This is a genomic window from Streptomyces sp. WMMC1477, from assembly GCF_027460245.1.
Classification (GTDB): domain Bacteria; phylum Actinomycetota; class Actinomycetes; order Streptomycetales; family Streptomycetaceae; genus Streptomyces.
Genome location: NZ_JAPZBD010000003.1, coordinates 4,172,334 through 4,187,202 on the forward strand (window position 1 = coordinate 4,172,334; position 14,869 = coordinate 4,187,202).

At 74.9% G+C, this 14,869-nt stretch carries 10 protein-coding genes; 8 read left to right on the forward strand and 2 right to left on the reverse strand.

Annotated elements, in window-relative coordinates; all coding sequences use genetic code 11:
- Positions 1 to 564 precede the first annotated feature (564 nt).
- From O7609_RS18735 to O7609_RS18760, 6 genes are all read left to right on the forward strand, one after another.
- On the forward strand, positions 565 to 3,027 hold the full coding sequence (locus tag O7609_RS18735; RefSeq protein WP_269743931.1) for a sensor histidine kinase: 2,463 nt from the start codon (positions 565 to 567) through the stop codon (positions 3,025 to 3,027).
- Positions 3,024 to 3,431, forward strand: coding sequence for a roadblock/LC7 domain-containing protein (locus O7609_RS18740; protein WP_269743932.1), 408 nt, complete (start codon positions 3,024 to 3,026; stop codon positions 3,429 to 3,431). The genes O7609_RS18735 and O7609_RS18740 overlap by 4 nt, the downstream gene beginning before the upstream one ends.
- A gap of 77 nt (positions 3,432 to 3,508) precedes the next feature.
- Positions 3,509 to 4,717, forward strand: coding sequence for an ABC transporter substrate-binding protein (locus O7609_RS18745; RefSeq protein ID WP_269743933.1), 1,209 nt, complete (start codon positions 3,509 to 3,511; stop codon positions 4,715 to 4,717).
- Position 4,718: 1 nt separating this feature from the next.
- Positions 4,719 to 6,761, forward strand: a complete 2,043-nt coding sequence (locus tag O7609_RS18750; RefSeq protein ID WP_269743934.1) for an ABC transporter permease — start codon at positions 4,719 to 4,721, stop codon at positions 6,759 to 6,761.
- Positions 6,758 to 7,546, forward strand: coding sequence for an ABC transporter ATP-binding protein (locus O7609_RS18755; RefSeq protein WP_269735842.1), 789 nt, complete (start codon positions 6,758 to 6,760; stop codon positions 7,544 to 7,546). Before O7609_RS18750 ends, O7609_RS18755 begins: the two co-directional genes overlap by 4 nt.
- A complete protein-coding gene (locus O7609_RS18760) occupies positions 7,534 to 8,265 on the forward strand; it encodes an ABC transporter ATP-binding protein (RefSeq protein ID WP_269735841.1) in 732 nt (243 codons plus the stop codon). Before O7609_RS18755 ends, O7609_RS18760 begins: the two co-directional genes overlap by 13 nt.
- Positions 8,266 to 8,362: 97 nt before the next feature.
- Here O7609_RS18760 and O7609_RS18765 read toward each other — a convergent pair whose 3' ends face one another.
- Positions 8,363 to 9,586: an FAD-dependent monooxygenase gene (locus O7609_RS18765; RefSeq protein WP_269735840.1), complete on the reverse strand. Its 1,224-nt coding sequence runs from the start codon at positions 9,584 to 9,586 to the stop codon at positions 8,363 to 8,365.
- 685 nt (positions 9,587 to 10,271) lie between these two features.
- On the opposite strand from O7609_RS18765, the gene O7609_RS18770 reads away from it, so the two are divergent.
- Entirely contained in the window at positions 10,272 to 11,195 is a 924-nt protein-coding gene (locus O7609_RS18770) for an AurF N-oxygenase family protein (RefSeq protein WP_269735839.1), read from the forward strand.
- Positions 11,196 to 11,216: 21 nt separating this feature from the next.
- Positions 11,217 to 12,926, forward strand: a complete 1,710-nt coding sequence (locus tag O7609_RS18775) for an FAD-dependent oxidoreductase (RefSeq protein WP_269735838.1) — start codon at positions 11,217 to 11,219, stop codon at positions 12,924 to 12,926.
- 147 nt (positions 12,927 to 13,073) lie between these two features.
- On the opposite strand, the gene O7609_RS18780 is transcribed toward O7609_RS18775, so the two are convergent.
- Positions 13,074 to 14,765 carry a glycoside hydrolase family 13 protein gene (locus tag O7609_RS18780; RefSeq protein ID WP_443072162.1) on the reverse strand — a complete coding sequence of 564 codons (1,692 nt, stop codon included), beginning with the start codon at positions 14,763 to 14,765 and terminating at the stop codon, positions 13,074 to 13,076.
- Positions 14,766 to 14,869: the final 104 nt, after the last annotated feature.

The following is a 14,869-nucleotide window of genomic DNA, read 5'->3' on the forward strand; positions in this document are numbered from 1 at the left end:
AGTTCGCACGGGCGTTAAGGTGCGGTTGTTTTCGACGGCGCGCCGGCCTCGGCCGGTGACGGGGACCGTCCACGTGCGGAGCGTTCCGCGCGGACCACCGCCGGGATCACCGGCCCGTGCTCGCGCACTTCCCCGCCCGGTACCGGCCCCTGGTGTTCGCGCGGTGCGTTTCACCGCACCTCCAGTGAGGAGAACTGCAACACGTGAATGGCATACGGGACCGCGGACGTGTGTGTGGGTGCTGTGAAGGTCCGGCGGCCGGGTGAACGCGTCCATGGCGACTGAGAATTCCCGACCCCTGCGGTTATGGCGCCCCGTCGGTTTCCGTCCCCGCGCACTGACCAGAGCTGCTCCAACGGGTCTGAGAAGTTTCGTTCACAGCCTCAGTTTGGACATTCACCAGCGGTTTGTTGCAAAGTGTTGTGGCGCAAAGTCACGTACCGCTACCCGAGGTGCCGACTGCCCCCGCAACGCTGTGCCACTCCACCCTCCATCCCCCAACACAGCTAGGCGTTCACGCGTGTTACTGACCAGGACCCGGGCTCCTCGCGAGGGGGCCGCGACGTGACGATCAGCCGCCGCCTCGTACTCCTCGTCTCCATCCCACTGGCCGTGGCACTGGCCTTCGCCGTGCTCGGCCTGGTGCCGGCGACCAACCAGACCATCCAGGCGCACCGGCTCACCACGATGGCCGAGGTCGCCGGTTCCGCGGCCAGACTGACGCACCGGCTGCAGGACGAACGCACCGCCGCGACGGCACTGGTGGCCGGCGAGAGCGAGGCCAGCGACTTCGCCGAGCACGCCGGCGAGACCGACGCCGCCGTCCGCGACTTCCGCGCCCGCAGCGCCGACCTGTCCTCCGTGCCGGGGAAGGCCCAGAGCGCGCTCCGGCGGGTCGAGAGCTCCCTGGGGCACCTCGCCTCGCTGCGGGCCCAGGCCCGCTCCGGGAACAGCGCGCTCTCCTCCCTCGCCTTCGGCTACCGGATCGCCGTCGCCGACCTCATCGACTTCCGGGACGGCATCGCCCTGTCCGACGGTGTGTCCGCGACCACCGCCGACCACATCAGGGCCGCCGCATCCCTCTCCCGCGCGGGAGAACACCTGGCCCGGCAGCAGGTCGTCGTTCTACGGGCGATGTCCAGCGGCGGCTTCACCCCGGCGTCCAAGCGGTCCTTCGAGGCCACCCGGCTCGGCTACGCCGACTCCGTCCGCGTGCTGTTCGACATCGGCAAGCAGGAGTGGCGCACCTGGTTCGAGTCCACCCTCTCCGGCCCCGAAACGCTGGCCGCCCGCGGCCTGGAGGACCGGGCCGGACGGGCCGAGCCGGGGCAGGGGGTCGACATCCCCGGCGACGCCTGGCGGACGGCCACCGCCGAGCGGATCGAGCTGCTGCGCTCCATCGAGCAGCGGGTGGGGTTCGACGTCCACCAGGACGTCGTCGACTCCCGGGACGTGCTCGCCTGGTGGGCCGTCGCACAGGTCGGCCTGGTGCTGCTCACGCTCGTTGCGGTCGTGCTCATCGCCGTCCGGTCGGGACGCCTGATGATCCGCCGGCTGCGGGACCTGCGCAACGCCGCCCACGACGTCGCCCACGTGCGCCTGCCGAAGGTGGTGACCGAGCTCTCCCAGCCGGGGGCCCTCAGCGGGGCGAGCCCCGAGGAGATGGCGATGGCCTCCGGCCGTCCCGTCACCACGACCGGCAGGGACGAGATCGGCGAGGTGGGCGAGGCCTTCAACGCCGTCCACTACGAGGCGGTGCGGCTGGCGGCCCGACAGGCGCTGTTCCACGAGAAGTTCGCCGAGACGCTCGTCGGCGTCGCCCGCCGGGGCGCCCAGCTCACCAGCGTCATGGTCGGCGAACTGGACGCCGTCCAGCGCGACGAGGCCGACCCCGAGCGGATGAAGGCGCTCTTCGCCCTCGACCACCTCGCCGTGCGCATGGAGCGCAACACCAACAACCTGCTGGTGCTCGGCGGTTACGGCCACGGACGGGTCCGCGTCGACGACGTGCCCTGCTCCACCGTGGTCGTCGCCGCCGCGCAGCAGATCGAGCGCTTCGACCGCGTCGAACTGGGCATCGTCGAACCCGGCATCGGTATCGCCGCCCGCGTCGTGCACGACGTCGCCCACATCCTCGCGGAGCTGCTGGACAACGCCACCCGGTACTCCCCGCCGGACAAGCGGGTCGGCGTGGCGGTCTGGCGGCTGTGGGACCGGGCCGTCCTGCAGGTCGTCGACGAGGGCGTGGGCATCAACGCCGACCGGCGCGCCCGGCTCAACGCGGTCCTGACCGAGCCGCCGAGCGATCTCGGCGACGTCCGGTCCATGGGCCTGCACGTCGTCGCCCGGCTGGCGGCCCGCCACGGTATCTCCGTCGAACTGCGGGACTCCGCCGGGCCGGGCACGATCGCCGAGGTCACCCTGCCGCCCGGGGTGCTCGCCGACGTCTCCGCGAAGGAGGCGGCGCTCGGCGACGCGGCCCTGCAGCCGTTCACCGCCAGCGCCCGCCGGGAGACGACCGACGAGCGGGCCGCCGTGGCGGTGGCCGCGGTCGGCGCCGGGGACGCGTCCGGCAGGGGGACGACGCGTGACGATCCCCGCGCGGGGACGACGGGCGAGGTGCCCGGCGCGGGGCTGCGGGGCGAGCCCGCGGGGCGCACCACCGGCGGCACGGACACCCCGGCCACCGGGCACGGGCCCGGCGGGGCCCGGCGCAGCCCCGGACCCGAACCCGAGGCGCAGCGCGTGGCCCGCTACAGCGCCGCCGGACTGCCCGTGCGACAGCGGCGCGGCGCGCCGGACCGGCCCGGACCGGGCCGCCGGGGCGACGACACCCCCCTGCGCCCCGCCGCTGCCCCACGCCCGGCCAAACCGGCTCCGCGGCAGCGCGACTCGCGCCAGATCTCCGACGTCCTGGCGGCCTACACCCAGGGGATCAACCGCAGCACCAGCCGCCGCCAGCGACCCACCGGCGCGGAGTCCATCCGTTCCGGCACCGACGACCACTCCAACGGAGCTCCCAGATGACCACGTCCACCGCCGACCTGAACTGGATCCTGGGTGACTTCGCCCGGCACCTCCCGGAGGTCACCCAGGCGATCGCCGTGTCCGTCGACGGCCTGGCCCTGGCGTTCACCGGTGTCGAGCGCGACGACGCCGACCGGCTCGCCGCCATCGCGTCCGGCCTCGTCAACCTGCTCTCGGGAGCCGCCCAGGTCATGCGCACCGACCCGGTGGAGCACAGTCTGACCGCGATGGAGGGCGGCTACATGTTCTCCATGGCCGTCTCCAGCGGGGCCTCCCTCCTCGTGACCACCACCCGCGACGCGGACATCGGCGAGGTCAGCTACCGGATGGCGGAACTGATCAACCAGGTCGGCGACGCCCTGTCCCCCGCGATCCGGAACGGAGGCCGGCAGCCCGCCTCCTGACCCTCCCCGCGTCAGCCCGCCACCCCCCAGCAGCCCCAGCGGAAATGATCCCCCGAACACGCACCTGGAGCCTCCCCATGTCCTCGACCGCCCGCACAGCCCACCGCGCCAGAACCCGCACCGCCGCGGCGGCGGCGCTGGTCCTCGCCCTGACCGCCGCCACCGGATGCAGCAGCGACAGCGGCGACACCGGCGGCGACACGGTCAAGGTCGGGCTGCTGGTCTCCCTCTCCGGCACCTACAAGACCGTCGGCACCGACATGCGGGACGGCTTCCAGCTGTACCTGGACACCCACGGCGGCAAGCTGGGCGGCCACGCGATCGACCTCGTGGTGGCCGACGAGGGTGACGGACCGCCCACCGCGCTCCCCGCCGCCACCAAGCTGGTCAAGAAGGACAAGGTCGACGTCCTCACCGGCGTCGTCGGCGGCGGCTCGGTGAACGCCGTCCTGCCGCTGGTGGACCAGGCGCGCATACCCTTCATCGGCTCCAACGCCCGGCCCACCGTCGAGAACGTCGACTACGTCTGGCACACGAGCTACTTCTCCGACGAGCCGGGCAAGGCCATCGCGGAGTACGTGGCGAGCGAGACCGACGGGCCCGTCTACGCCATCGGCCCCGACTACCAGGGCGGCCACGACGAACTGCGCGGCTTCACCGACGCGTTCGACAAGGCCGGGGGTGAACTGGCCAACTCCGACGGGAAGACCACCTGGACCCCCTTCCCGACCACCACCAACTTCACCCCCTACTTCGCCGACATCGCCGCGTCGGACGCCGAGGCCGTCTACTGCTTCTACGCCGGCAAGGCCGCCATCGACTTCGTCAAGCAGTACGCCACGTCGGACATCGCCGACGTGCCGCTCTACGCCGCCGGGTTCCTGACCGAGGGCAGCGTCCTGCCCGCCCAGGGCAAGGCGGCCGAGGGCATCTACTCCGTCCTCAACTACGCGGCCGACCTGGACAACGACGCCAACCGGAAGTTCGTCGCCGACTGGACCGCCCAGCACGACGCGCCGCCCACCACCTTCGCCATGGCCTCCTACGACGCCGCCGCCGTGCTCGACAAGGCCATCGCCAAGGCCGACAAGGACGGCGACGTCACCCCCGAGACCATCAACAAGGCCATCGGAGCGCTCGGGCAGATCGACAGCCCCCGCGGCCCGTGGGAGTTCAACCAGGACACCCACGCCCCGGTGCAGAAGTGGTACCTGCGCGAGGTCCGGCCGGACGGCGAGCAGCTGGCCAACGTCATGGTCCAGGACCTGGCGACGCTCGGCGGCTGACGTGGACGTCCTGGACGCCCAGCTCGTGCCGGCGGTGGACGGCGTGGCCTACGGGCTCCTGCTGTTCGTCGTCGCCGCCGGCCTGAGCCTGGCCTTCGGCACGGCCGGGGTGCTGAACCTCGCCCACGGGACGCTGTACGCGGTCGGCGCCTACACCGGCGCCCACTTCGGCGACGGCACCTGGGGCGGCTTCCTCCTCGGCCTCGCCGCCGGGACGACCGCCGCCTGCCTGGCGGGAGCCCTGTTGTCGGCGGCCACCGCTCCGCTCGCCCGGCGCGGCCACCTCGCCGAGGCGCTGCTGACGTTCGGCCTCGCGCTGATCGGCGGCAACCTGCTCGTCGAGTTCTTCGGCGCGGACGAGATGCCGGTACGCGTTCCCGAGGCCCTGGACGCCTCCGTCTCCCTCCTCGGCCACCGCTACCCGGCCTACCGGCTCGGGTTCATCGTCATGGCCGTCGTGCTCGCCGGGGCCGGGACCTGGGCACTGACCCGCACTCGGGCCGGTGCGGCCGTCCGGGCCGCGGCGGACGACCCGCAGATGCTCGCGGCCACCGGCTTCAGCCCCCGGGCCGTCCATACCGGCGTGCTCGCCGTGGCCGGCGCGCTCGCCGGTGCCGCGGGGGTGCTCGGCGCGCCGATCATCGGTCCCGGGCCGGGCGCCGCCGAGACGGTGCTCATGCTCTCGCTCGTCGTCGTGGTGCTGGGCGGGCTGCGCTCGCTGTGGGCCACGCTCCTGGCCGCCCTCGCCGTCGGCGAGGTGCAGACGCTCGGGGTGTCACTCGCCCCGGACTGGGCGCCCTACCTGCTGTTCGCCGCGATGGCGGCGGTGCTGATCCTGCGCTCCCGGCTGACCCTGGAGCCGCGGTCGGCGCCCCCGTCCGGCCCGGAACGCGGCGGCCCCGGCCTCCTCGCCCGGTGGCGGCGGCACCTGCCCGAGGGCCTGATGACGGAGCGGCTCGGGGCCGGGCGGCTGTGGCCCGGGCGGAGGAAGGCGGCCGACGGTGGCCGGAGCGGGACGGGGCCGTCCCCCGCCCGCCCGACGACCCCGCTCGCCCTCTCCGCCCCGGCGCCCCTGCGCCGCGCGCTGCCCTCCCTGGGGCTCCTCGGCGTCCTCGCCGTCCTGCCGCTGACGCTGGACGCCTACGCCGTCTCCCTCGTCGGCTACGCCCTCGCGCTGGGGCTGCTCGCCGTCAGCGTCACCGTCCTGACCGGCTACGCGGGGCTGCCGACCCTCGGCCAGACCGCGCCGTTCGCCGTGGGGGCCTACGCCACCGCGCTCCTGGCCGACGCCGGCTGGACGACGGGCCCGCTGCTGGTGCTCGTCGCGGCGGCCGGCGGTGCGCTCTTCTCCCTGCTGACCGGCCCCGCCGTCATCCGGGCCCGCGGCACGACCGTCCTGATGATCACGCTGGCCATCGGCGAGCTCACGGTCATCGCGATCGACCAGATGCGCTGGCTCACGGGCGGCACCGACGGCTTCGTCGGCTTCGCGCCGGTGCGCTGGCTCTGGTTCACCGAGCCGCTGACGGACGAGTTCGCCGTCTACGGGTACGCCCTCACCGTCGCCGCCGTGGCCGTCGCCCTGACCCTGCTCGTCCTGCACTCCCCGGCCGGCCGGCTGCTCACCGGCGTCCGCGCCGCCGAGGCCAGGATGCGGGCCTCCGGGCACCCCGTGGGGCGCTACCTCCTGACGGCCTATGTCGGAGCGGGCGCGCTCGCCGGGGTCGGCGGCTCCCTCATGGTCACCGTGCGCTCCTACGTCTCCCCGGCCGACGTCGGCTTCGAGATCGCCGCCTTCGCACTGCTCGCCGCCGTCATCGGGGGCACCAGCTCGGTGCCGGGCGCGCTCCTGGGCGCCGGGCTGATCGTCATGACCCGCGACTGGCTCGCCGGGGCCTGGCCCGGGCACGGGCCGCTGGTGCTCGGCGTGCTCTTCGTCGCCGTCGTCTACCTGCTGCCGCGCGGGCTCGCGGGGCTGGGCTCGCCGCGCGGCCCGCTCCGGGCGCGGGCGGCGGCACGGCCGGTGGGGAAGGCGGTGTCATGACGCCACCGGTCCTCGAACTCAACGGTCTCACACGCCGGTTCGGCAGCCTGGCCGCCGTCGACGGGGTCGGCCTCAGGCTGCCCGCGGGTGCCCGCCACGCCCTCGTCGGCCCCAACGGCGCCGGGAAGACCACCCTGCTCAACCTGATCGCCGGAACCGACCGGCCCGGACGTGGAACGGTCACCCTCGACGGCCGCGACATCACCCGGTCCGGGCCCGCCCGGCGCAGCCGTCTCGGCATCGCCCGCAGCTTCCAGCAGCCCAGCGCCATCGGCGAGTTGACGGTGCTGGAGAACGTGGTGCTGGCGGGCTGGCGGCACCACGCACACGGGTCCGCCCTGTGGCGTCGGCCGGCGGCCCATCGCCGCCTCGCGCAGGACGCCCGCGGCCGGCTCGACGCCGTCGGGCTCGGCCCGCACGCCGAGCGGCCCGCCGCGGACCTCTCCCACGGCCAGTGCCGTCTGCTCGACCTCGCCGCCGCGCTCATGGGCGCGCCCCGGCTGCTGCTGCTCGACGAGCCCGCCGCCGGGCTCACCGACGCGGACCTCCCACGGCTGCTCGACGTCCTCGCCGCCCTGCCCGACGACGTCGCGGTCCTCCTGGTCGAGCACCACACGGGCGTCGTCGCCGAGTTCGCGGACACCGTGACCGTCCTGTCCGCCGGGCGGGTCCTGGCCAGCGGGCCCACGCGGGAGGCCCTGGCCCACCCCGAGGTGCGCGGCGCCTACCTCGGCACGCCCGGCGCCGCACCGCGAGCCGAGGAGCACGACCGATGCTCGAACTGAGCGCGCTGACCGCCGGATACCACGGCGGTACCGTCCTGCACGGCCTGGACGCCGAGGTCCCGGCCGGGGCCGTGCACGCCGTCGTGGGCCACAACGGCGCGGGCAAGACCACCCTCGTCCACGCCGTGGCGGGCCTGTTGCGGCCCGGCTCGGGAACGGTCCGGCTGGACGGCACGGACGTCACCGGCTGGCCGCCGCACCGCGTGGCCCGTGCCGGCATCGGCCTCGTGCCCCAGGGGCGCCGCGTCTTCGGCTCGCTGACGGTCGCCGAGCATCTGCTCCTGGCCCACCGCCCCCGGCGCCGGGTGAGCGCGCCGGGTGGCGAGTGGAGCGTCGGGCGGGTGCTCGACCTGCTGCCCCGGCTCGGCGAGCGGCGCGGCCACCGCGGCGCCGAACTCTCCGGCGGCGAGCAGCAGATGCTCGCCCTCGCCCGGGCCCTCCTCGGCTCCCCGCGGGTGCTGCTGCTGGACGAGCCGACCGAGGGGCTCGCCCCGGGCCTGACCCGGCAGGTGCACGCCCTCGTCGGAACCCTCGCCGCGGAGGGACTCGCGGTGCTGCTGGTCTCCCCGAGCCCGGAGTCGGCCGCGGCCTGCGCGGACACGGTGACGGTCCTCGCCTCGGGCCGGGTGACCGCCCGGTTCGACGGCGCCGAGGTGCGCGCGGACCAGGCTGCCCTGCACGAGGCCCTCGCCCCGGCGCCCCTGCCCGCCGGGAGCTGAACGGGCCCCGCCGCCCGCGCGGTTCGGGGCCGGGAGAGGCCCCCGCGTCCCCGGGAGGCCCGGCGCCCGGAAGCCCGGCACCCGGAAAGGGGACCGCTCAGCGACGGTCCAGTGCCACCCCGCCGAGGGTGCCGCCCGCTCCCGCGCCCGTCAGTTCGCGCCACCAGGCGTCCAGCTCGGCTTCGCCCATCGTGGACCAGTCGGGCGTCTCCTCCACCTGGGCCCGGCCCAGCCGGCGGCCGAGGGCCACCATGGCCCGGCCGACCGCGGTGCGGTCCGCGTCGTAGGCGCCGGTGACCGCCGGCCAGCCGTCCCCGGCCCGCCAGGCCGCCTCCAGGGCGGTGGCGTCCTGGAGCGCCTTGACGCTGCCGCCGCCGGTGTGCGGCCGCGCGACGGTGGCGGCGTCCCCGGTGAGCAGGACGCGTCCGGCGGCGTAGGCGGGGACCTCGACGTCGTGGATGGGCTGGGCGAACATCGACTCGGCCGGGGAGCGCAGCAGGCACTCGGCCCAGAACGGGGCGAACCGCCGCGTGACGAGGTCGCGCAGATACGCCGTCAGCGCCGGGCCGAGCCTGCCGGGCGGGAGGGAGGCCGCTGTCCAGGTGGCGGCGTCCGGGCCGCCGGGAGGCTCGGGCGGGGCCGCGTAGAGCACCCAGTTGACGCGGTGCCCTTCGACGGGGTCGGGGATGCGGTAGATCATGCAGTGGCCGCCGGGGAAGACCACGGTGTGGCAGTCGCCCTCGGCCCAGAGGGCCGTGTCCACCGGGGGAGAGGTGCCACGCCAGGCGAGGTAGCCGGCGTACCGGGGGGCGCCCTCGGAATCCGGGAAGAGTGCGGCGCGGACCGCCGAGCGGTAGCCGTCGGCGCCGACGACCGCGTCGAACCGCTCGGTGCTCCCGTCGGCCAGGCGGAGCGTGGCGCCCTCGGCGCCGGGCTCGACGGCGGTGACGGTCGTGCCCGAGCGGTAGCGTGCGCCCTCGGGCACCCGGCGCCGCAGCCCGCTCCACAGCGTGCCCCAGTTGTAGGCGCGGAAGTGGAAGGGCCGGATGGCGATCGTCCGTCCCAGCGGCGCGTCCCCGTCGCGCACGCTCCACACCCGGCGGGACATCGGCAGCCACGGCACTCCGTCGTCCACATAGCCCGCGTCCCGGAGTTCGGTGTACCGCTCCCGTTGCAGAGTGATGCCCACACCCCGGTCCCGCAGCGCCCCGGCGGTGCGCTCGAAGACGGTGACCTGTCCGGCCCCGCCGCGCGCCACCGCCAGGGCCGCGGCGCAGCCGGCGATGCTCCCGCCGACCACGGCGACGCTGCCTCCCCGCATTCCGCCCTCCCGTCTCGTCGTCGGGCCGGCGGTCGCTCGTCCCGGCCGGCCGCGCAGATCCTAGCCGCGATCCCCAACTGCCGCACTGCGCGGGGCTGGAGGGCGGTGAGCACAAACTCGTAGAGCGCCGCGACGACGGGCACGAGCAGGCCCGGCAGTGTGAGCAGGAGTTCCCACGGAAGGGAGTCCACGTCGTTCCCCCTTGACGATCCGGACACCGGCTCCTCGAACAGCCGGGCGGCCACGGTAGGTCGGCGTCCGGGCACCCGGTCCGGCGAGCCGGTGCTGTTCAGGGGAAGTTCACCGGGTGTTGCCGGGCTCCGGGGCGAGCGCACCGGCGTGGCGCCGCAGGTGACGGCGTGGCGTCGGAGGGTGGTGGCGGGGTCGGCGGAACTTGTTCTTACCGAGGGGTAGGCTCCGGGCGGCTCTTGCTATACGTTCTGTCTAACAAGGGGTGGCCGCCCGGCTGCCCTCCTGTGACCCACCGGAGGTGTCGACCATGGCGACGACCGCCACCGGCTGACGCCGCGCCGCGTCCCCACCCCGCCCGCCGACGGTCCCAGGTCGCCCCGTCGTGCGGTGAGCACCGCCCCGCCTTCCGCGTCGAGTGGGCGTGCCGGCCGGCACGGACGACCCACCGGCACCGACGGACAAGGACCTCACTCTCGATCCGAGGAGCACAGCCATGGCCAGCAGCACCGTTCGCCCGGACGCCTCCGCGCACGAGGGCCGCCCCGACGAACAGGACGTCGCACGCCGCCTGCTCGACTCCGCGGCGACGCTGGCGTACGACCCGGCCACCGAGGTGGACTGGGACACGCCGCTCGACAAGGACTTCCACGGCGCGAGCCCCGAGTGGAGCACCCTCTACGGCACGGCGTACTGGAACGAGCTGAGCGAGGCGCAGCGCAGGGAACTCACCCGCCACGAGGCGGCCTCCGTGGCCAGCACCGGCATCTGGTTCGAAATGATCCTCCAGCAGATGGTGCTGCGCGACATCTACGCCAAGGACCCGACCGGTGCCGAGTTCCAGTGGGCGCTGACCGAAATCGCCGAGGAGTGCCGGCACTCGATCATGTTCGCCCGGGGCGCCGCCAAGCTGGAGGCCCCGCCCTACCGGCCCCACCGGGCCGTGCTGGAGCTGGGGCGGGCGTTCAAGACGCTCGCCTTCGGCGAGGCCGCCTACGCGGCGATCCTCGTGGCCGAGGAGGTCCTCGACGTCATGCAGCGCGACTGGATGCGCGACGAGCGGGTCGTACCGTTCGTGCGGACCATCAACAACATCCACGTGGTGGAGGAGTCGCGGCACATGAAGTTCGCCCGCGACGAGACGCGCAAGCGGCTGCGCCGCGCCGGCTGGGTGCGGCGGCAGATCAACGCGTTCGTCGTCGCCGTCGCCTCCTACTTCATCGTCACCAGCATGGTGAACAAGAAGGTCTACGCGAACGCCGGGCTCGACTCGGAGCGGGCGATCGCCGAGGCCCGCGCCAACGAGCACCACAAGGCGATGATGCGGTCGAGCTGCTCCGGCCTCATGGAATTCCTGGCCTCCGCCCGCCTGCTCACCAAGCCCGCGCTCGCCTTCTACAAGCGCGCCAACCTGATCTGACCGAGCGAGCTGACGAGTCCCATGGCCTTCGCCATCACCCAGACCTGCTGCAACGACGCCACCTGCGTGTCCGTGTGCCCGGTCAACTGCATCCACCCCACGCCCGAGGAACGGGCCTTCGGCAGCACCGAGATGCTGTACATCGACCCCAGGGCGTGCATCGACTGCGGGGCCTGCGCGGACGCCTGCCCGGTGGACGCCGTCTTCCCCGTGGACCGGCTGAGCCCCGCGCAGAAGGAGTACGCTGACATCAACGCCGCGTACTTCTCCGCCGGTTCGGAGGCGCCGGGGGCCGCCGGGACGCCGGACGCGCCGTCGTCGGGTGCGGAGGAGCACCGCCCGAACTTCCACGCCTGGGGCAAGCCGGTCTTCGACCGGGTCCTGCCGTCCGACTTCCCGCCCCTCCGCGTCGCCGTCGTGGGCACCGGCCCGGCCGGGATGTACGCGGCGGAGGACCTCCTCCTGCACACCGGCGCCGAGGTGACGCTCGTGGACCGGCTGCCCGTCGCGGGCGGCCTCGTCCGGTACGGCGTGGCGCCGGACCACCCGGGGACGAAGAAGGTGGGGGAGACCTTCGCCCGCTTCCACCGCCATCCCAGGGTCCGGATGCATCTCGGCGTCGAGGTCGGCCGGGACATCACCCCCGCGGAACTGGCCGCCCACCACGACGCCGTCGTCTACGCCGTGGGCGCCTCCACCGACCGCCGCCTGGACATCCCGGGCGAGGACGGGCCGGGCAGCGTCTCGGCCACCACCTTCGTCGCCTGGTACAACGCCCACCCCGACGTCGCCCCCGACGCCGTCGACCTGTCCGCCGAGCGCGTGGTGCTCGTCGGCAACGGGAACGTCGCGCTCGACGTCGCGCGCATCCTGGTCTCCGACCCCGAGACCCTGGCCGCCACCGACATCGCCGACCACGCCCTGGCCGCCCTGCGCGGCAGCCGGGTGCGCGAGGTGGTGCTGCTCGGGCGGCGCGGGCCCGAGGACGTGGCCTGCACCCGGCCCGAGCTGCTGGCCCTGCGGCATCTGCCGGGGGTGCGGCTCGTCGTGGACGACCACGACGAGCGGGTCGGTGCGGCCCTCGACGCGTCGGGCGCGCGGGACAGGGCCGCGGTGCTGCGCGACGTCGAACGGGAGCGGGTGGACTGGTCGGCTCCGCCGGGGCCGGGGCGGCGCATCGTCTTCCGCTTCCACTCGGCCCCGCTGGCGGCGCTCGGCGAGGACGGGCTGCGGGCGGTGCGCACCACGGACGGCGCGGGGGAGCGGGAGATTCCGGCCGGGCTGCTGCTGCGCGCCGTCGGCTACCGGGGCGTGGGCGTCGCCGGGCTGCCGTTCGACGAGGCGGACGGCACCGTCCCGCACGAGCGCGGCCGGGTGACGGGTCATCCGGGCACCTACGTCGTCGGCTGGATCAAGCGCGGGCCCTCGGGCGGCATCGGGGCCAACCGGACGTGTGCCGCCGAGACGGTCGGCACCCTGCTCGCGGACGCCGCCGCCGGGGCGCTGCCCCCACCGGCCGGCGGGGCCAGGGCGTTCCAGCGGCTCGTGCGGCGGCGCAGCCCTCACCTCGTCGACGCCCGCGGTCAGGCCGCGATCGAGCGGGCCGAGGCCTCCCGGGGCCGGCGCGACGGGCGTCCCCGCGTCAAGCTGGCCACGGTGGAGGAGTTGGTGGCCACCGCCCGCGGCGGTCCGCTGGCGCCGCTGCGGCGCCGGGCGCGCACCCCGTCCTGAGACCGGCGGTGCCCGGAGGGCATGGGGGCCGGGCACCGCCGCGCCGGGCCGTCACCGCCGCGCCGGGCCGTCACCGCCGGGCCGCGCCGTCACCGCCGCCGTGACCGGAACCCCGGTGGCGGTGACGGCCCGGGCGGCCCTTCGGCGTCAGCGGGCGACGACCCAGGCCGTGCAGTCGGACGGCAGCATCCCGTCCTCCAGCGGGGCGCTGCTGAGGACGACGTCGCCCCCGGGCAGAGGCGCCGGGGCGTCTCCGAAGTTCGTCGCCGAGATCCAGCCGCCCGGCCGCCGGAAGGCGAGGACCGGTCCGGTGGCGGCGTCCTCCTCCCACCGCAGTTCCTCGGTGCTCTGCAGCTTCCGGCGCAGGGCCAGCGCCTGCCGGTACAGCTCCAGCGTCGACCCCTCGGTGCCGTCCTGCGCCTCCGCCGAGGCGGGGCCGAACCAGGGCGGCTGCGGCAGATGGGCGCCCGCCGGGCCGAAGCCGTAGGAGGGCCCGTCCACCGACCAGGGCAGCGGTACCCGGCAGCCGTCGCGGCCCTTGTCCCGGCCCTGCGAGCGGAGGTACGTCGGGTCCTGGAGGACGTCCCGGGGCAGGTCGCCCACCTCGTGCAGCCCCAGCTCCTCGCCCTGGAACAGATAGGCGGAGCCGGGCAGGGCGAGCATCAGCAGCGTCGCGGCGCGGGCCCGGCGCAGCCCGAGCGCGGTGTCGAGCGGCGGCCGCGTGCCGTCGCCCCGCAGCCAGGCGCGGCCGTCCTGCCCCAGCGGCCCGGGCACCTGGGGCAGCCCGTAGCGGGTGGCGTGGCGGACGACGTCGTGGTTGGACAGGACCCAGGTGCAGGAGGTGGCCGAGCCGGACGTGCGGGCCAGGCTCTCGTCGATCGTCCGGTGGAAGGCGGTCCTGTCCCAGCCGGCCCGCAGGAGGTCGAAGTTGAACGCCTGGCCGAGCCCGGTGGCGCTGGCGTAGCGGGCGAGCCGCCGCGGGTGCACCCACGCCTCGGCGACGGCGGTGCGCGGCGGGTCGTAGTCGTCGAAGACCTGGCGCCACTCGGCGTAGATGTCGGTGACCTCGTCCCGGTCCCAGAAGGGGTGGCTGCCCTCGGCCAGGTGCGGGGCGGGCAGCTCGGCCTGCGGCGGGAGCGGCCCGGCCAGGGACTTGGCGAGGCCGTGGGCGACGTCGACGCGGAAGCCGTCGACGCCGCGGTCGGCCCAGAAGCGCAACGTGGTCAGGAAGTCGTTGCGCACCTCCCGGTTCTCCCAGTTCAGGTCGGGCTGCTCGGGGGCGAACAGGTGCAGGTACCACTGGCCGTCCGGCACCCGCTCCCACGCCGGGCCGCCGAAGACCGACTCCCAGTCCGAGGGCGGCAGCGCGCCGTCCGGGCCGGTGCCGTCGCGGAAGATGTAGCGGGCGCGGGCGGCCGAGCCCTTCGGGGCGGTCAGCGCCTCGCGGAACCACGCGTGCCGGTTCGAGGTGTGGTTGGGGACGATGTCGACGACGATCTTGAGCCCGGCGGCGTGCAGGCCGGCGACGAGGGCGTCGAAGTCGGCCAGGGTGCCCAGCCGGGGGTCGACGTCGCGGTAGTCGTCGACGTCGTAGCCGCCGTCGGCCAGTGCCGAGGGGTAGAAGGGGCACACCCACACGGCGTCGACGCCGAGCGACACGAGATAGGGGATGCGCGACGTGATGCCCCGGAGGTCGCCGACGCCGTCGCCGTCGGAGTCGGCGAAGCTGCGGGGGTAGATCTGGTACACGACGGCCTGGCGCCACCAGTCGTGGTTCGGGCGCGGGTCGGGGGTCCGCGTCCGGTCGGTGACACCCGGCACAGGGGGAACAGGGGGCACTGCGGTCTCCTCGCTCTGCGGGACCGCGTGCGGACGCGACAGCGGCCCCGGCTGCTCAGAGCCGATCCGCCGGCGCCGCCGGACCCCGCGGATGGGAAGCGATT

Coding starts and splice junctions, on each gene's coding strand:
- O7609_RS18770 (WP_269735839.1), top strand. CDS start 10,272: ATGGCCAGCAGCACCGTTCGCCCGGACGCCTCCGCGCACGAGGGCCGC.
- O7609_RS18755 (WP_269735842.1), top strand. CDS start 6,758: ATGACGCCACCGGTCCTCGAACTCAACGGTCTCACACGCCGGTTCGGC.
- O7609_RS18765 (WP_269735840.1), bottom strand. CDS start 9,586: ATGCGGGGAGGCAGCGTCGCCGTGGTCGGCGGGAGCATCGCCGGCTGC.
- O7609_RS18775 (WP_269735838.1), top strand. CDS start 11,217: ATGGCCTTCGCCATCACCCAGACCTGCTGCAACGACGCCACCTGCGTG.
- O7609_RS18740 (WP_269743932.1), top strand. CDS start 3,024: ATGACCACGTCCACCGCCGACCTGAACTGGATCCTGGGTGACTTCGCC.
- O7609_RS18745 (WP_269743933.1), top strand. CDS start 3,509: ATGTCCTCGACCGCCCGCACAGCCCACCGCGCCAGAACCCGCACCGCC.
- O7609_RS18760 (WP_269735841.1), top strand. CDS start 7,534: ATGCTCGAACTGAGCGCGCTGACCGCCGGATACCACGGCGGTACCGTC.